Source organism: Pseudoduganella namucuonensis (genome assembly GCF_900116645.1).
GTDB lineage: Bacteria > Pseudomonadota > Gammaproteobacteria > Burkholderiales > Burkholderiaceae_D > Rugamonas > Rugamonas namucuonensis.
Map to the genome: position 1 here is coordinate 291,305 of NZ_FPBO01000001.1, position 15,452 is coordinate 306,756.

At 66.1% G+C, this 15,452-nt stretch carries 16 protein-coding genes; 12 read left to right on the forward strand and 4 right to left on the reverse strand.

The window, feature by feature from the left end:
- The first annotated feature begins 5 nt into the window (after window positions 1-5).
- The 9 genes from murD (at window position 6) to BM436_RS01305 (ending at window position 10,176) form a co-directional block, all read left to right on the forward strand.
- On the forward strand, window positions 6-1,520 hold the full coding sequence (gene murD / locus BM436_RS01265) for a UDP-N-acetylmuramoyl-L-alanine--D-glutamate ligase (RefSeq protein WP_093552641.1): 1,515 nt from the start codon (window positions 6-8) through the stop codon (window positions 1,518-1,520).
- A gap of 3 nt (window positions 1,521-1,523) precedes the next feature.
- Entirely contained in the window at window positions 1,524-2,735 is a 1,212-nt protein-coding gene (ftsW, locus tag BM436_RS01270) for a putative lipid II flippase FtsW (protein ID WP_093552643.1), read from the forward strand.
- Entirely contained in the window at window positions 2,732-3,799 is a 1,068-nt protein-coding gene (gene murG / locus BM436_RS01275) for an undecaprenyldiphospho-muramoylpentapeptide beta-N-acetylglucosaminyltransferase (RefSeq protein ID WP_093552645.1), read from the forward strand. Before ftsW ends, murG begins: the two co-directional genes overlap by 4 nt.
- Window positions 3,796-5,199 carry a UDP-N-acetylmuramate--L-alanine ligase gene (gene murC / locus BM436_RS01280; protein WP_093552647.1) on the forward strand — a complete coding sequence of 468 codons (1,404 nt, stop codon included), beginning with the start codon at window positions 3,796-3,798 and terminating at the stop codon, window positions 5,197-5,199. The genes murG and murC overlap by 4 nt, the downstream gene beginning before the upstream one ends.
- 3 nt (window positions 5,200-5,202) lie before the next feature.
- Window positions 5,203-6,168 carry a D-alanine--D-alanine ligase gene (locus BM436_RS01285; protein WP_093552649.1) on the forward strand — a complete coding sequence of 322 codons (966 nt, stop codon included), beginning with the start codon at window positions 5,203-5,205 and terminating at the stop codon, window positions 6,166-6,168.
- A 6-nt stretch (window positions 6,169-6,174) separates the two neighbouring features.
- Entirely contained in the window at window positions 6,175-6,939 is a 765-nt protein-coding gene (locus BM436_RS01290) for a cell division protein FtsQ/DivIB (protein WP_093552651.1), read from the forward strand.
- 46 nt (window positions 6,940-6,985) lie between these two features.
- Window positions 6,986-8,218 (forward strand): cell division protein FtsA, encoded by a 1,233-nt coding sequence (gene ftsA, locus BM436_RS01295; protein ID WP_093552653.1) that lies wholly within the window; start codon window positions 6,986-6,988, stop codon window positions 8,216-8,218.
- Between the two features lie 111 nt (window positions 8,219-8,329).
- Complete coding sequence (ftsZ, locus tag BM436_RS01300) at window positions 8,330-9,553, forward strand: cell division protein FtsZ (RefSeq protein ID WP_093552655.1); 1,224 nt, start codon at window positions 8,330-8,332, stop codon at window positions 9,551-9,553.
- A 119-nt stretch (window positions 9,554-9,672) separates the two neighbouring features.
- On the forward strand, window positions 9,673-10,176 hold the full coding sequence (locus BM436_RS01305; RefSeq protein ID WP_093552657.1) for a peroxiredoxin: 504 nt from the start codon (window positions 9,673-9,675) through the stop codon (window positions 10,174-10,176).
- Between the two features lie 106 nt (window positions 10,177-10,282).
- Here the strand turns inward: BM436_RS01305 and BM436_RS01310 are convergent, their stop codons facing one another.
- Together BM436_RS01310 and BM436_RS01315 are read right to left on the reverse strand one after the other, a co-directional pair.
- On the reverse strand, window positions 10,283-11,080 hold the full coding sequence (locus BM436_RS01310) for a hypothetical protein (RefSeq protein ID WP_093552659.1): 798 nt from the start codon (window positions 11,078-11,080) through the stop codon (window positions 10,283-10,285).
- 188 nt (window positions 11,081-11,268) lie between these two features.
- Window positions 11,269-11,751 (reverse strand): SET domain-containing protein, encoded by a 483-nt coding sequence (locus BM436_RS01315; RefSeq protein ID WP_093552661.1) that lies wholly within the window; start codon window positions 11,749-11,751, stop codon window positions 11,269-11,271.
- A 90-nt stretch (window positions 11,752-11,841) separates the two neighbouring features.
- Between BM436_RS01315 and BM436_RS01320 the strand changes: the two genes are divergently transcribed.
- Complete coding sequence (locus tag BM436_RS01320; protein ID WP_093552663.1) at window positions 11,842-12,258, forward strand: hypothetical protein; 417 nt, start codon at window positions 11,842-11,844, stop codon at window positions 12,256-12,258.
- Window positions 12,237-12,644 (forward strand): hypothetical protein, encoded by a 408-nt coding sequence (locus BM436_RS01325; RefSeq protein ID WP_143132885.1) that lies wholly within the window; start codon window positions 12,237-12,239, stop codon window positions 12,642-12,644. Before BM436_RS01320 ends, BM436_RS01325 begins: the two co-directional genes overlap by 22 nt.
- On the opposite strand, the gene BM436_RS01330 is transcribed toward BM436_RS01325, so the two are convergent.
- Both BM436_RS01330 and BM436_RS01335 read right to left on the reverse strand, forming a co-directional pair.
- Window positions 12,641-13,837, reverse strand: coding sequence for a DUF4214 domain-containing protein (locus BM436_RS01330; protein ID WP_093552667.1), 1,197 nt, complete (start codon window positions 13,835-13,837; stop codon window positions 12,641-12,643). The two genes, BM436_RS01325 and BM436_RS01330, sit on opposite strands and share 4 nt — an antisense overlap.
- Window positions 13,838-13,922: 85 nt before the next feature.
- Window positions 13,923-14,408 carry a DUF2628 domain-containing protein gene (locus BM436_RS01335; protein WP_093552669.1) on the reverse strand — a complete coding sequence of 162 codons (486 nt, stop codon included), beginning with the start codon at window positions 14,406-14,408 and terminating at the stop codon, window positions 13,923-13,925.
- Between the two features lie 195 nt (window positions 14,409-14,603).
- On the opposite strand from BM436_RS01335, the gene BM436_RS01340 reads away from it, so the two are divergent.
- Window positions 14,604-15,446 (forward strand): DMT family transporter, encoded by an 843-nt coding sequence (locus BM436_RS01340; protein ID WP_093552671.1) that lies wholly within the window; start codon window positions 14,604-14,606, stop codon window positions 15,444-15,446.
- Window positions 15,447-15,452: the final 6 nt, after the last annotated feature.

Sequence of the window (15,452 nt, forward strand, 5' to 3'; positions counted from 1 at the left end):
TTGCGATGAGCTACGAAGGCAAACGAGCACTGGTACTCGGACTGGGCGAATCCGGCCTGGCGATGGCGCTATGGCTGGCCCGCAGCGGCGCGCGCGTGCGCGTGGCCGACACCCGCGACGCCGCCGGCGTGGCGGACCGCCTGGCCGCGCTGCAAGCGGCCGTGCCGGACGCCGAATTCGTCTCCGGCCCGCTGGTCATGGATCTGCTGTACGGCATGGACTTCGTCGCCGTTAGTCCCGGCCTGGCGCCGGAGCGCGAGCTGAAGGACATCGTCGCCGCCACCAACGCCGCGAAAATCCCGGTGTGGGGCGAGATCGAGTTGTTCGCCCAGGCGCTGAAGGCGCTGAGGGAGGAGCGCGGCTACGCGCCCAAGGTCATCGCCATCACCGGCACCAACGGCAAGACCACCGTCACCAGCCTGACAGGCCTGCTGTGCCGCCGCGCCGGCAACAGCGTGCGCGTGGCGGGCAATATCAGCCCGGCCGCGCTGGACGTGCTGCGCGAGGTGATCGAGGCCGACGAGCTGCCGCAGGTTTGGGTGCTGGAGCTGTCCAGCTTCCAGTTGCACACCACCTTCACGCTGGAGGCCGACGCCGCCACGGTGCTGAACGTGACCCAGGACCACCTGGACTGGCACGGATCGATGGACGCCTACGCCGCCGACAAGGCGCGCATCTTCGGCGCCAACACCGTGCGCGTGCTGAACCGCGACGACGCGGCCGTGATGCGAATGGCCGCGCCGGCCGGCGTGAACGTCAGCTTCGGCACCGATGAACCGCGCGAGGCGGACAGCTTCGGCCTGCACAACGAGCGCGGCGTGTTCTGGCTGGCCACGGCCGTGCCGGGCGAGGAAGTCGAAGTAAAGAAGCGCCGGAAAAACGAGGCCGCGCCCGAGCCGGTGGAATGCCTCGTCAAGAACCTGATGCCGGCGGACGCGCTGCAGATACGCGGCCAGCACAACGCCTCGAACGCGCTGGCGGCGCTGGCCCTGTGCCGCGCCATCGGCCTGCCGTTCGCGCCGCTGCTGCACGGCCTGCGCGAATACCGCGGCGAGCCGCACCGGGTGGAAATGATCGCCGCCATCAACGGCGTCGATTACTACGACGACAGCAAGGGCACCAACGTGGGCGCCACCGTGGCCGCGTTGAATGGCCTGGGCAAGAGCTTCGCCGGCGCCAGCCAGCGCCTGGTGCTGATCGCCGGCGGCGACGGCAAGGGCCAGGCCTTCGATCCGCTGGCCGAGCCGGTGTCGCGCTACGTGCGCGCCGTGCTGCTGATCGGCCGCGACGCGCCGGCGCTGCGCGCCGCGCTGGAGCCGTCCGGCGTGGAACTGGTCGATTGCGGCGCCGACCTGCCGGCCGCCGTGAAAATGGCCGCCAAGCTGGCCCGCCCTGGCGACAGCGTGCTGCTGTCTCCGGCCTGCGCCAGCCTGGACATGTTCAAGAACTACGCGCATCGCGCCCAGGTGTTTGTCGACACCGTGCGCGACGTGGCGCTGGACGCCGGACAGGAGCTCTGATCCATGGCCTTCCAGCTGCCATTCCGCTTCTCCTCCTCGACCGGTTCCACGGCGATAGACAGCCGCGCGCGCCCGTCGAAGATGATGGAGTACGACCAGCTGCTGGTGTGGGTGGTGCTCATCCTCATGCTGCTGGGGATGGTGATGGTGTACTCGGCCTCGATCTCGCTGCCCGATTCGCCCAAGTACGCCGCCTACAAGAACAACTACTTCCTGACGCGCCAGGCGACCTTCATCGCGGTGTCGATGCTGGCCGGGCTGCTGGCCTTCCGCATTCCCATCGCCACCTGGCAGAAGACCGCGCCCTACCTGTTCATCGGCACGCTGGTGCTGCTGCTGGCGGTGCTGATCCCGGGGCTGGGCGTGGTGGTGAACGGCGGCCGCCGCTGGCTGTCGCTCAAGCTGTTCAACTTCCAGCCGTCCGAGCTGATGAAGGTGGTGATCGTGCTGTACGCGGCCGACTACACCGTGCGCAAGCAGGAATACATGCACAAGCTGACCAAGGGCTTCATGCCGATGGCGCTGGCGGTCAGCTTCGTCGGCCTGCTGCTGCTGCTGGAGCCGGACCTGGGCGCCTTCGGCGTGATCGTCTGCATCGCCATGGGCATCCTGTTCCTGGGCGGGATCAACGCGATCTGGTTCGGTGGCATCGGCGCCATGCTGGTCACGATCTTCGTCTCCATCATCGCGCTGTCGAAATTCCGGCGCGACCGCTTCTTCGCCTACCTCAATCCCTGGGAGGAGGAGAACGCGCTGAACAAGGCCTACCAGCTGACGCACTCGCTGATCGCTTTCGGGCGCGGCGAGATTTTCGGCGTTGGCCTGGGCGGCAGCCTGGAGAAGCTGCACTACCTGCCGGAGGCGCACACCGACTTCCTGCTCGCCGTGATCGGCGAGGAACTGGGCCTGGCCGGGGTGCTGATCGTGATCGCCATGTTCTACTGGCTGGTCAAGCGCGCCTTCGACATCGGCCGCCAGGCCATCGCCATCGACCAGACCTTCGCCGGCCTCACCGCCAAGGGCATCGGCATCTGGATCGGCGTGCAGACCTTCATCAACATGGGCGTGAACCTCGGCCTGCTGCCGACCAAGGGCCTGACCCTGCCGCTGATGAGCTATGGCGGCACGGGTATTTTGATCAACTGCGTCGGACTCGCGATCCTGCTTCGGATCGACTACGAGAACCGGGTCCTGATGCGCGGCGGCAGACTATGAAACGACTGATGATCATGGCGGCCGGCACCGGCGGCCACATTTTCCCCGGCTTGGCGATCGCCCAGACCATGCGCGCGCGCGGCTGGGAAGTGAGCTGGCTGGGCACGCGCCACGGCATGGAGCAGGACCTGGTGCCGAAACACGGCATCGCGATGGACGCCATCGATTTCTCCGGCATGCGCGGCAAGGGCCTGGGCCACACCGTGGGCGGCGCCTTCAAGATGATGAAAGCCTTCGCCGACTGCTTCGGCTTCCTGGGCCGCCGCAAGCCGGACGTGGTGCTGGGCATGGGCGGCTACGTGACCGTGCCGGGCGGGCTGATGTCGCGCCTGCGCGGCGTGCCGCTGGTGCTGGTCAACGCCGACGCGGCGCTGCTGCTGTCGAACAAGACGCTGGCGCCGGTGGCCAAGCGGGTCTGCTTCGGCTTCCCGGCGGACTTCGGCAGCGCGGCCGGCAAGGCCACCGTCACCGGCAACCCGGTGCGCCAGGAGATCCTGGACATGGCCGCGCCGGCGCAACGCTACGCGGGCCGCGACGGCGCGCTGCGCATCCTGGTGGTGGGCGGCAGCCTGGGCGCCAAGGCGCTGAACGACAACCTGCCCGCCGCGCTGGCGCTGATCCCGGAGCACAAGCGCCCGGTCGTGACACACCAGTCGGGCAAGAAGAACATCGAGGCGTTGCGCGCGGCCTACGACGAGGCGCGCGTGAAGGCCAGCGTGGTGGACTTCATCGACGACATGGCGCGCGCCTACGCCGACGCCGACCTGGTGATCTGCCGCGCCGGCGCGATCACCGTGTCCGAACTGACGGCGGCCGGCGTGCCCAGCGTGCTGGTGCCGCTGGTGGCATCGACCACCAGCCACCAGCGCGACAACGCGCAATGGATGGCGAAACAGAACGCGGCGATCCACATGCCGCAAACCGAAATGAACCCGCACAGCGTGGCGGCCCTGCTGGAAACGCTGACGCGCGGCGCCTGCCAGACCATGGCGGAGGCCGCGCGCAATGCTGGAAAACGCGACGCGAACGACGCGATCGCCAAAGTACTGGAACAACTCACATGAAGCATAAAGTCAAAAACATCCATTTCGTCGGCATCGGCGGCAGCGGCATGAGCGGCATCGCCGAGGTGCTGCTCACGCTGGGCTACAACGTCAGCGGTTCGGACCTGGGCGCCAACGCCGTGACCCAGCGCCTGATCGACATGGGCGCCGTGGTCCACCAGGGCCACGCCGAGACCCACATCGGCGACGCGGACGCGGTGGTGACCTCCACCGCCGTGAAGGCGGACAATCCGGAAGTGGTCGCCGCGCGCGCGCGCAAGATCCCCATCGTGCCGCGCGCGGTCATGCTGGGCGAGTTGATGCGCCTGAAGCGCGGCATCGCCATCGCAGGCACCCACGGCAAGACCACCACCACCAGCCTGGTGGCCTCCGTGCTGGCGCAGGGCGGCCTGGACCCGACCTTCGTGATCGGCGGCCGCCTGACCGCCGCCGGCGCCAACGCCAAGCTGGGCACCGGCGACTACCTGGTGGCCGAGGCCGACGAGTCGGACGCCTCCTTCCTGAACCTCACCCCCATGATCGAAGTCATCACCAACATCGACGCCGATCACATGGAGACCTACGAGCACGACTTCGAGAAGCTGAAGCAGGCCTTCGTGCACTTCACGCACCGCCTGCCGTTCTACGGCCGCGCCATGCTGTGCATCGACGACGAGCACGTGCGCAGCATCATCCCGCACGTGACCAAGCCGATCACCACCTACGGCTTCCACGAGGACGCGGAGGTGCGCGCCGTGAACGCCCGTGCCGACGGCGTGCAAATGCGCTTCACGGTGCTGCAGGAAGGCTATCCGGACCTGGACGTGGTGCTGAACCAGCCCGGCATGCACAACGTGCAGAACGCCTGCTCGGCCATCGCCATCGCGCGCGAGATCGGCATTCCGGACACGGCGACGCAGGCCGGCCTGGCCGGCTTCGCCGGCGTCGGCCGCCGCTTCACCCGCTATGGCGACATCGCCATCAAGAATGCCGGCGCCGCCGAGGGAACGTTCGCCCTGGTCGACGACTTCGGCCACCACCCGGTGGAAACGGAAGTGACCGTGGCCGCCGCGCGCGCCGCCTATCCGGGCCGCCGACTGGTGCTGGCCTTCCAGCCGCACCGCTACACCCGCACCCGCGACCTGTTCGAGGACTTCGCCCGCGTGCTGTCCACCGTGGACGTGCTGGTGCTGGCCGACGTGTACGCGGCCGGCGAGCAGCCCATCGTGGCGGCGGACGGCCGCTCCCTGGCGCACGCCATCCGCGCGCGCGGCAAGACCGAGCCGGTGTTCGTGGAGAACATCGCCGACATGCCGGAAACCATCATGAACGTGGTGCGCGACGGCGACGTGGTGCTGACCATGGGCGCGGGCTCGATCAGCGGCGTTCCCAACAAACTGACTACCTATCAGAAGGTGTAAGACGTGACCCTTTCCACACAAGAGATCCAGGCCTTCGGCAAGGTCGGCGTGCTGTTCGGCGGCAGTTCCGCCGAGCGCGAAGTGTCCCTCATGTCCGGCACCGGCGTGCTGCAGGCCTTGCAATCGAAGGGCGTCGACGCCCACGGCTTCGACCCCGGCCAGCGCACGCTGGCCGAACTGGCGGCCGAGAAGTTCGACCGCGTGTTCATCGCGCTGCACGGCCGCTACGGCGAGGACGGCAGCATCCAGGGCGCGCTGGAATTGCTGGGCGTTCCCTACACCGGCAGCGGCGTGATGGCCAGCTCGGTGGGCATGGACAAGATCACCACCAAGATCCTGTGGCTGGCCGAGGGCCTGCCGACGCCGCGTTACGCGGTGCTGGACGCGCGGTCGGACCTGGCGCAAGTGGCCGCCGACCTGGGCCTGCCGCTGATCGTCAAGCCGCCGCACGAGGGCTCCACCATCGGCATCACCAAGGTGGGCGAGACCGCCGCCTTCCAGGCCGCGTACGACGCCGCCGCCGCGCTGGACGACGCCGTGCTGGCCGAGGAATTCGTGACCGGCCGCGAGTTCACCGTGGCGGTGCTGGGCGGCGGCGCGGGCGCGCGCGCGCTGCCCGTGGTGGAGATCGTGGCGCCCGAGGGCAACTACGACTACCAGAACAAATACTTCACCGACGATACCAAGTATTTCTGCCCGGCGGTGCTGGACGCGGCGATCACTGCTGAAATGCAGCGCATCGCGGTGGCGGCTTACCGCGCGGTCGGCTGCGAGGGCTGGGGACGGGTCGACGTGCTGCTGCGCGAGGCCGACAACAAGCCCTTCCTGCTGGAGGTGAACACCTCGCCCGGCATGACGGGCCACTCGCTGGTGCCGATGGCGGCGCGCGCCGAAGGCGTGAGCTACGAGGACCTGTGCGTGGAGATCCTGCGCTCGGCGCGGTTGAAGATGGCCCGGGTTAAGGAGTAAGGAAAGATGTGGCAAGACGCGAAAGCCTTGAACGCAACCGCCAGCGGCATCTTCGCCGCGGTGGCGCTGGCTTGCGCGGCTTCCGGCGTGTGGTGGCTGTCGCAGCGTCCGATGTTCGACCTGCGCACCATCCGCGTGGAGACGGTGGACCAGGCGGACCTGCGCCATGTGAACCACCTGACGCTGCGCGCGGGCACGGCCGGCCGCATCAAGGGCAACTTCTTCACCGCGAACCTGGACAGCGTGAGGCAGGCCTTCGAATCGGTGCCGTGGGTGCGCCGCGCCAGCGTGCGCCGCGAATGGCCGGACCAGCTGATCGTGGCGCTGGAGGAGCACGAGGCGCTGGGCACCTGGGGCGAGGACGGCCGCCTGCTCTCGACCAAGGGCGACGTGTTCACCGCCAACCTGGCCGAGGCGGAGGAGGACCACGAGCTGCCGGCGTTCTCCGGGCCGGAGGGCAGCGAGAAGGAGGTGCTGTCGCGCTTCGGCGAGCTGCGTTCCTGGTTCTCGCCGGTGAAGCTGGAGCCGAAGGGGCTGGACCTGTCGGGCCGCTACGCGTGGACGGTGAAGCTGGACAACGGCATGAGCGTGGAGCTGGGGCGCGAGCAGAGCCGCACCATGCTCAAGGAACGGGTGGACCGCCTGGTGCGCATCTGGCCGCAGCTGGCGGCGCGGGTGCAGAGCATAGAAACGATAGACATGCGCTACCAGAACGGACTGGCCTTGAGCGCGACGGGGTTGAAGATCCCGCCCGAAGGCAAGAAAAAGTAGCACACGAAGAATTCAAAAGCATACAGGCAAATACAGGCAAACAGAGATGACTAAAGACGCGAAAAACCTGATCGTCGGCCTCGACATCGGCACCTCCAAGGTGGTGGCCGTGGTGGCCGAAGTGATGGCGGACGGCCGCCACGAAGTGATCGGGCTGGGCCAGCACGAATCCAAGGGCCTGAAAAAAGGCGTGGTCGTCAACATCGAAGCCACCGTGGAATCGATCCAGCGCGCGCTGGAGGAAGCGGAGTTGATGGCCGACTGCAAGATCCGCAATGTCTACGCCGGCATCGCGGGCAGCCATATCCGCAGCTTCAATTCGAGCGGCATGGTGGCCATCAAGGACAAGGAAGTGACCGCCACCGACGTGGCGCGCGTCATCGAAACGGCGAAGGCGGTTAACATCCCGACCGACCAGCAATTGCTGCACACGGTGCCGCAGGAATTCATCGTCGACAGCCAGGAGGATGTGCGCGAGCCGATCGGCATGAGCGGCATCCGCCTGGAGGTCAAGGTGCACATCGTGACGGGGGCGGTGAGCGCGGTGCAGAACATCGTCAAGTGCGTGCGCCGCTGCGGGCTGGAGGTGTCGGACCTGATCCTGCAGCCGATGGCCTCGGCCGACGCGGTGCTGACGCCGGACGAGAAGGAGCTGGGCGTGGTGCTGATCGACATCGGCGGCGGCACCACCGACGTGGCGGTGTTCTCGGACGGCGCGATCCGCCACACGGCGGTGATCCCGATCGCCGGCGACCAGATCACCAACGACATCGCGATGGCGCTGCGCACGCCGACCTCGGAGGCGGAGGAGATCAAGATACGCTACGGCGTGGCCAAGCAGGTGCTGGCCGACCCGGGCGAACACCTGGAAGTGCCGGGACTGGGGGACCGCGGTCCCCGCAACCTGTCGCGCCAGGCGCTGGCGGCCGTCGTCGAGCCGCGTGTGGAAGAGCTGTTCGCCATGGTGCACCAGGTGGTGCGCGAATCCGGCTATGAAGGCGTCCTGTCGTCGGGCATCGTGCTCACCGGCGGCACCTCCATCATGCCGGGCATGGTCGAGATGGCGGAGGACATCTTCCTCAAACCGGCGCGCCTGGGCACGCCGGACTATCGCGGCCAGTTGGCGGACGTGGTGCGCTCCCCGCGCTACGCCACCGTGCTCGGTCTGCTGCTGGAGGCAAAAAAACAGTACCTGCGCGGCCACATCGTGACGCGACAGGACGGTTCGGTGAAGGCGGTGTGGCAACGCATGAAAGAGTGGTTCCTCGGGAACTTCTAGGGTCCGTTTTTCCAAGTACAGATTTTTTTAATTAAACCGCAGTTTTCAATCCCCAGTTCTCCCATGGACGAGGGTTGGCGATTGAAAACGGCATTCTGATAGGAGCACATCATGGAGTTTGATATGGTCGATAACGCATCTTTGGGTACTGTCATCAAGGTCGTCGGCGTCGGCGGAGCAGGTGGCAACGCGGTTCAACACATGATCAACAAGGGCATGAGCGGCGTCGAATTCATCGCCGCCAACACCGACGCCCAGGCCCTGTCGACGTCCAAGGCGCACAACATCATCCAGATCGGCGAGACCGGCCTGGGCGCGGGCATGAAGCCGGACGTCGGCCGCAAGCTGGCCGAGGAATCGCGCGCCCGCATCGAGGACGCGCTGCGCGGCGCGCACATGGTGTTCATCGCCGCCGGCATGGGCGGCGGCACCGGCACCGGCGCCGCGCCCATCGTGGCCGAGGTGGCCAAGGCGCAGGGCGCGCTGACCGTGGCCGTGGTCTCCAAGCCGTTCTCGCACGAGGGCCAGAAGTGCATGGACATCGCCGACGAGGGCCTGGAGCAGTTGTCGCAGAACGTCGACTCGCTGATCGTGATCCTGAACGAGAAGCTGGAGGAGATCTACGAGGACGAGTCGCTGCTGGAATGGCTGCAGCACGCCGACGACGTGTTGAACAACGCGGTGGCCGGCATCGCCGAGATCATCAACGTGCCGGGCCACATCAACGTCGACTTCAACGACGTCAAGACCATCATGGGCGAGCAGGGCAAGGCCATGATGGGCACCGCCACCGCCTCCGGCGTGGACCGCGCCCGCATCGCCGCCGAGCAGGCCGTGGCCTCGCCGCTGCTGGACGGCGTGGACCTGTCCGGCGCGCGCGGCGTGCTGGTCAACGTGACCGCCTCGCGCGGCCTGAAGGGCAAGGAGATCAAGGAAGTCATGGCCGCCGTGCGCGCCTTCGCCGCGCCGGACGCGTCGATCGCGCAGGGCATCGCCTACGACGAGACCATGGGCGATGCGATCCGCGTGACCGTGGTGGCGACCGGCCTGGGCAAGACCAAGAAGCACGTGCAACTGGTGCCGCAGCAGATGCTGCGCACCGGCACCCACAACAGCCCGCTGACGCCGTCGGCGGCGCTGGGCGGCGGCGCGGCCACCTCGACCGTGACGATGGGCGCCGGCGGCGTCGGCGGTGGCGGCGCGCAGGCCTTCGACGGCATGAAGGCGCCGGCCGTGTGGCGCCGCGAATCGGCCTCCGAGCAGGTGCGCGCGATGGAGAAGAACGGCATGGAGACCTACGACATCCCGGCCTTCCTGCGCAAACAAGCCGACTGAGGCCGCGTAAAAAACGGGCATCCGACATGTTCCCTTGACCTCTGGCATACTGCGTCTCTGTGCCAGGGGCATGCCGCGCTTAGCGCGGCTTTTTTTCAACCATACATAACGGAGTCATCATGACCATCAAGATTGGCGACAAACTGCCGGAAGGCACCCTGTCCGAATTCATCGAAACCGAAACCGAGGGCTGCTCCCTCGGCCCGAACACCTTCAAGGTGGAAGACCTGGTCAAGGGCAAGAAGATCGCGATCTTCGGCCTGCCGGGCGCCTACACCCCGACCTGCTCGGCGCAGCACGTGCCCGGCTACGTGAAAAACGCCGAGGCGCTGAAAGCCAAGGGCGTGGACGAGATCTGGTGCATCTCCGTGAACGACGCGTTCGTGATGGGCGCCTGGGGCCGCGACCAGAAAGCCACCGGCACCGTGCGCATGATGGCCGACGGCAATGCCGCCTACTCCAAGGCCCTGGGCCTGGACGCCGACTTCAGCAAGTTCGGCATGGGCACCCGCTCCCAGCGCTACTCGCTGCTGGTGGAAGACGGCGTGGTCACGCAGCTGAACATCGAGGAAGGCGGCAAGTTCGAGAAGTCGAACGCCGAGACGCTGCTGGGCCAGCTGTAATCCGCGGCCCCCTGCGGTAGGAGGAAACGGCGCCGAGTGCGCCGTTTTTCATGGTCTGGCGGCGCCGAAGGCCGCAGCGCCTGAGCGGCGGGTTATCGATCGGCGCTCATTTCGCGTCGAGATACTTCGTCAGGCGATCCGAGAACACGCGGGCCGTTGAATAGACGGGGCCGTTGCATGAAATGACCTTGATCTCACCGCAATACATTGAACAGTAATAGCCATCGGGCGTAGTGAGATGCACCTCGTCCTCGTTGCGCCTGCCAACGACATTGAGCTTGGTGGCCGCGTCCAGGGCCGCCGCTGTGCACTCCCCAAAACTCGTACGTCGAAGGTGCGCGTTGATGTAATACGTGTTCAGCGGGGCGGGTTGACGCACCTTCAGTGCGTTGACTTCGTTGGTGCAGGCCGTAAGCGCGCTCTGTGTCGCGCTTTCTTGGGCGGGAATGAACGGCGCGGCGGCCTTGGAAGGCATGTTTCGCTCCGTCCGCAAATCGACGAGGCAGGCGTTGAGCTTTTCATTGGCTTCGCGCGCTTTGCTGCTCAAGTCGGCGACCTTGTCGGCGCCGGGGCGTTGCGCATCAATAATCTCCTGTTTGCACAGGTCCCGCGTGGCGGGTGGGGTTCCCGGCCTCATCCCGATCAGCGTGGCGTTCGCCTTCTCCAATTCCTTGGTGCGCTTGCCGCAATCCTCCAGCAGCTCGGCCTTCTGCGCCGCCAGCGCGCTACCGCCGCTAATGCCGTTCAAATGGTAGCCGGCGGTGAACCCCGCCGCGATCATCGCGAGGACCGAGGCGAGGACCGCGAAAAGCTGTCCCAGCTTCGCTCTCTGCAGCAGCGCGACGAGAGAAAGATTCGCCAAATCGATGGGCTCGTGGTCGTTCGTGTTTCGCGCATTTGCCATTGATGCATCCTGAGTCCGGGTTGGTGATGACTGCTAACGGGTGCTGACGAAAACCGCCGGCGTCATGTCGTGCGGGGACGCGCGGGACCGACTGCCGTTCTATCGCGATGGTTTCCTCGGCTTCGGTCAGGCTGTCGAACCAGTGCGCGTTGCGGCGCGCCCACGCCGCACCGGATCGGCCGCCGATGTCAGGCCCCCGCCCTTGCGCGCGCCTTGCGGCCGCGCTTCTTCGGCGCCAGCATCACGCCGCTGCAGCTGGGCGCGCCGCAATGGCAGGCGAAGGCGCGCTTGACGGCCGGCGTGTGGCGCGCCTCGTAGACCAGCGCGTAGTTGTAGTTCAGTTCCTCGTCCTGTTCGATGTCGCGCAGCGCGTGGATGTAGACGCGGCCGTCCTCCTCGTAGGCCTCGCAGTTCGGCTCGCAGGCGTGGTTGATGAAGCGCGCGTCGTTGCCGCCGCTGCCGCCGTCGATCAGGTTGCCGTCGGCCAGGCTGAAGAAGAAGGTGTGGCCGATCGGCCCGCCGGACGCCTCCGCCCGCCGCGTCGACTCGTCGCCGCTGATGATCTCGCCGGTGTACTCGATGATGCGGCTGCCGGCCGGTATGGGCCGCCGCGCGAACACGCCGCGGCCGTGGATGGGGGATTCTTTAACGATGTAGGATGGCGTAGTCATACCGCAATATTACCGCGTCCCGCGCGCGGCGTTAATTCCTCCGGTGACGGGACACAAGGCGCCGGCCGTTGTTCCAGCTATTGTTTGCGGATGAATCGCTACGACTTCCAGAGATTATCCGACATTCGCATTCGCGAGGCTGGAGTCCTGCTCGACGCGGGTTGCTACGCGGGCAGCTACTATTTGGCTGGCTACGCGGTCGAGTGTGCGCTGAAAGCCTGTGTTGCGCAGACGACTCGACGTTATGAGTTTCCGAACAAGGCGCTTGCGAACCAGGTTCATACGCGCAAGCTGGAGGTCTTGCTCACCGCTGCGGGGCTGGCCGAATCCATGGAGCGGATGGCCTCCGTCAACAAGCCACTTTTTGCGAACTGGGAACGGACATTGGCGTGGAACGAGACCGCGCGCTATAGTTTGCATATCAAGGCGCCCGAAGCGCGCAAGCTCTATGACGCTTGCGGAATGACGGAGAATGGAGTTTTGCCATGGCTGAAGATTATGTGGTGACGCGAGAGCTAACACGGGACATGCGTGAGGCCGGTGCGCGGCTGCTGAGGGAACTGGACAAAGAGAATGTGCCGGTCACCGCCGCGTACGGGAGCTTTGACTACGAAAGCCATCGCTGGATGCTTTTTCTTGTCGGCCCGGGAATTATCGAACGGGACGATCCCGATACGTATCTTGAAATCCGCCGCGTCCTCGACAGGCTGGAGGAGGACGGCGTCGACACCTACGGCGTGAATTATCGATTGCTGGACGACAGCCGCGCGCAGTATCGCGAACTGCGCGACGATGTGAACTTTTTCCGCGACAAGTTTTCTGCCCCCCTCCCTCCACGGCCGCCGTTGGGCCGCAAGTTCAGGGATGACATCCATATCTATCGCATGCCTTAGCACTTGCGCCAATAGCCGCTGACATAGGTTCCATTGCTTCGCCTGTAGCCGTTGACCCAGCATTTGCCGGTGGTCGTCGGCGGCGTGACTGGCGCCGTGACCGGTGTCTCCGCCGTTTTGTCGGTCGCCTCGCAAGGTTTTCCGTCATGGTCGCGGTCAAGGTAGGTATGGCCCTGGCTGTACAGGGAAAGCGCCAGGTCGTGGTCAATGGCTGTGCACTTGTACACGCCGGTGTCCGCAATCGGCGCGACGGCCCTGGCCTTCGCCAGAACAAGATGCTGGAAAGGCTGGCTGACCAACTTGCCGTCGTTGGCAAGCAGCGTGACCGAGTAACTTCCAGCCATATCGGCGATGAATGTGGCCTTGCCGGCTGGTAGTGGCGTCACGATGGCCTTGCCGCCGTTGGGGTTGGTTACCGACCAGTCGTAGAGCAGCCTGTCCCCGTTGGCGTCCGAACTCGCACTGCCGTCCAGCATGACGGCTGCGCCCGCTGTCACGTCGCTTTGCGTGGCTGACTTGGCGACCGGCCGGTAGGCGACACCGGTTTCTGCATAGGCGATTCCCGCTTCGATGGCGGACGCGGTTTGCGTCCGATTCTCCGTGCTCGCCGCGAACGCGATCAGCACGGCGGGACGGCTCACCCCGGCTTGCAGCGATTTCATCCAGTAATCGAGCCCGCCGGCATCGGGAACCCGGTGCAGTACGTTCGCGTACAACGCGGTGATGAATTGCTGGTCGGTCGGTGTCGCGCCGTACAAACGGCTGAATTCTTCGCTGGCGACGAACGCGGCGGCAATCTGTTCCAGCTGGGTGCCGCCGTCGAATTGCCCAAGCCAATAGCCCAGACCCGCGACGTCCGGGGTACGGTTGAAGGCCGCCTGGTAGAGCCGATACACATTGCCCGCGACCTCGCCGTCCAGCGCGAGCGACACGTCCGCAAAGCGGATGCGTTTCACCGATGTGGCCGCCGCGATCGATTCTCCACCGGCGCCTGCGATGCGATATCCCGCGCCCGTGTTCGAGATTGCATAGCTGTCGCGGTCGCCCGCAAGCGTTAGGGGTTCAATTGCGCGCGCGGGCGCACCTAACGCTAGACGTTGCTGGACAGGAGAAGAAGTGTCGGTATAGTCGCCACCGCATCCTGCGATGACAGCGAAACAACACGCGGACAAGACGCGTGACAGCGAGCGCATATAAGCCTGGGATTTCTAAAAGGCAATAATTTTACACCTTATCGCCCCTTGGCATCGCGCAACTTGTCACTCGTTTGGAGGGCGGCTACAGCCAGCCGTCGTCCCGCAGCACCATCTTGGTGAAGTAGTCGACGTTCGCGCGGGTGGCGAACAGGGCGGGGGCGATCAGGTAGGCGGTGTGCACAAAGCCGCTGCCGCCCAGGCCGACGCCGGCCAGCAGCATACGGAACAGCAGCATCAAGACCAGCGACAGCGCGCACAAGGTCAGCGCCTTGCGCCACATGCCCTTGACGGCGTAATAGGCCGGACCGAACAGGAAGGCCAGCAGGTTGAAGCGCACCATCGCGCGCTCGCCCATCGTCAGTGCGATGGACTGCGGCATGTCCACGCCGCCCGCCTTTTGCAGCACCGCGAAGCGCGCTTTCCAGCCGGGCGAGATGCCGGGCAGGGCGATCGCGGTCGACGCGACGTCCGCGCCGCAGTTGAAACAGAAGTCCGCGGTGTCCGACGCCTGGGAACCGCATTGCTGGCAAAACGGCATGTCTTCCTCGCTAGGTGGTGATGACTCCATGATACCGGCGCCGACCCGCGCACAAACCCTCGCATTCTCACACTCATCAATAAATAGCGCGCCCGCGCCACAGTTTCGCGCGCCCGCCCGCCATTGCCGGGCTTGTCTATACGGGCTTGCTATAATTCAGCGCTCCCCATTCCGCCTGGAGCCGTTCTGAGCAAGCCTTCCGAAAACCTGCGCAGCATTTACGCGATGCTGATCGCCGTCGCCATGTTCGCCCTGATGGACACGGCGATGAAGCTGCTGTCCGCCACCTATCCCGCCATGCAGGTGACCGCCCTGCGCGCGCTGTCGTCGCTGCCGCTGGTGTGCGCCTACATGGCCTACCGCCGCAAGTTCGGCGCGTTGCTCAAGGTGCGCTGGCCGCTGCAACTGCTGCGCGGCGCCTTGGGCATCGGCATGCTGACCCTGTTCGCCTACGCGCTGAAAACGCTGCCGCTGGCCGACACCTACGCCATCTTCTTCATCGCGCCGGCGCTGATCACGGCGCTGTCGGTGTTCATCCTGAAGGAGCGGGTGGACGCGATGCAGTGGGTGGCGATCGTGGTCGGCCTGACCGGCGTGCTGGTGGTGCTGCGCCCGAGCGGCGCCAGCTTCATCTCGGTGGCCGGCCTGGCGGTGCTGGGCTCGGCCGTGTGTTACGCGGTGTCGGCCATCGCCAGCCGCATCCTGAGCCGCACGGACTCCAGCGAGCACATCATGTTTTGGCTGTTGGTGATGATGGCGCTCGGGTCCCTGGCGCTGGGGTGGCGGAACTGGGTGGCGGTGCGCCCGCAGGACGTGCTGGTGATCGTCTGGCTGGCCGTGTCCGGCTTCCTCGGCCAGCTCGCCATCACCGTCGCCTTCAGCACCGGCAAGGCCTCCACCGTGGCGCCGTTCGAATACTCGGCGCTGGCCTGGGGCGTGGCGATCGACTGGCTGCTGTGGCAGACCTTGCCGGACTTCTACACCCTGCTGGGCGCGGCCATCATCATCGGCAGCGGCATCTACCTGGTGCGGCGCGAAGCCGTCCACGCCGAGTCCGAGCATCCCTGACCAGCC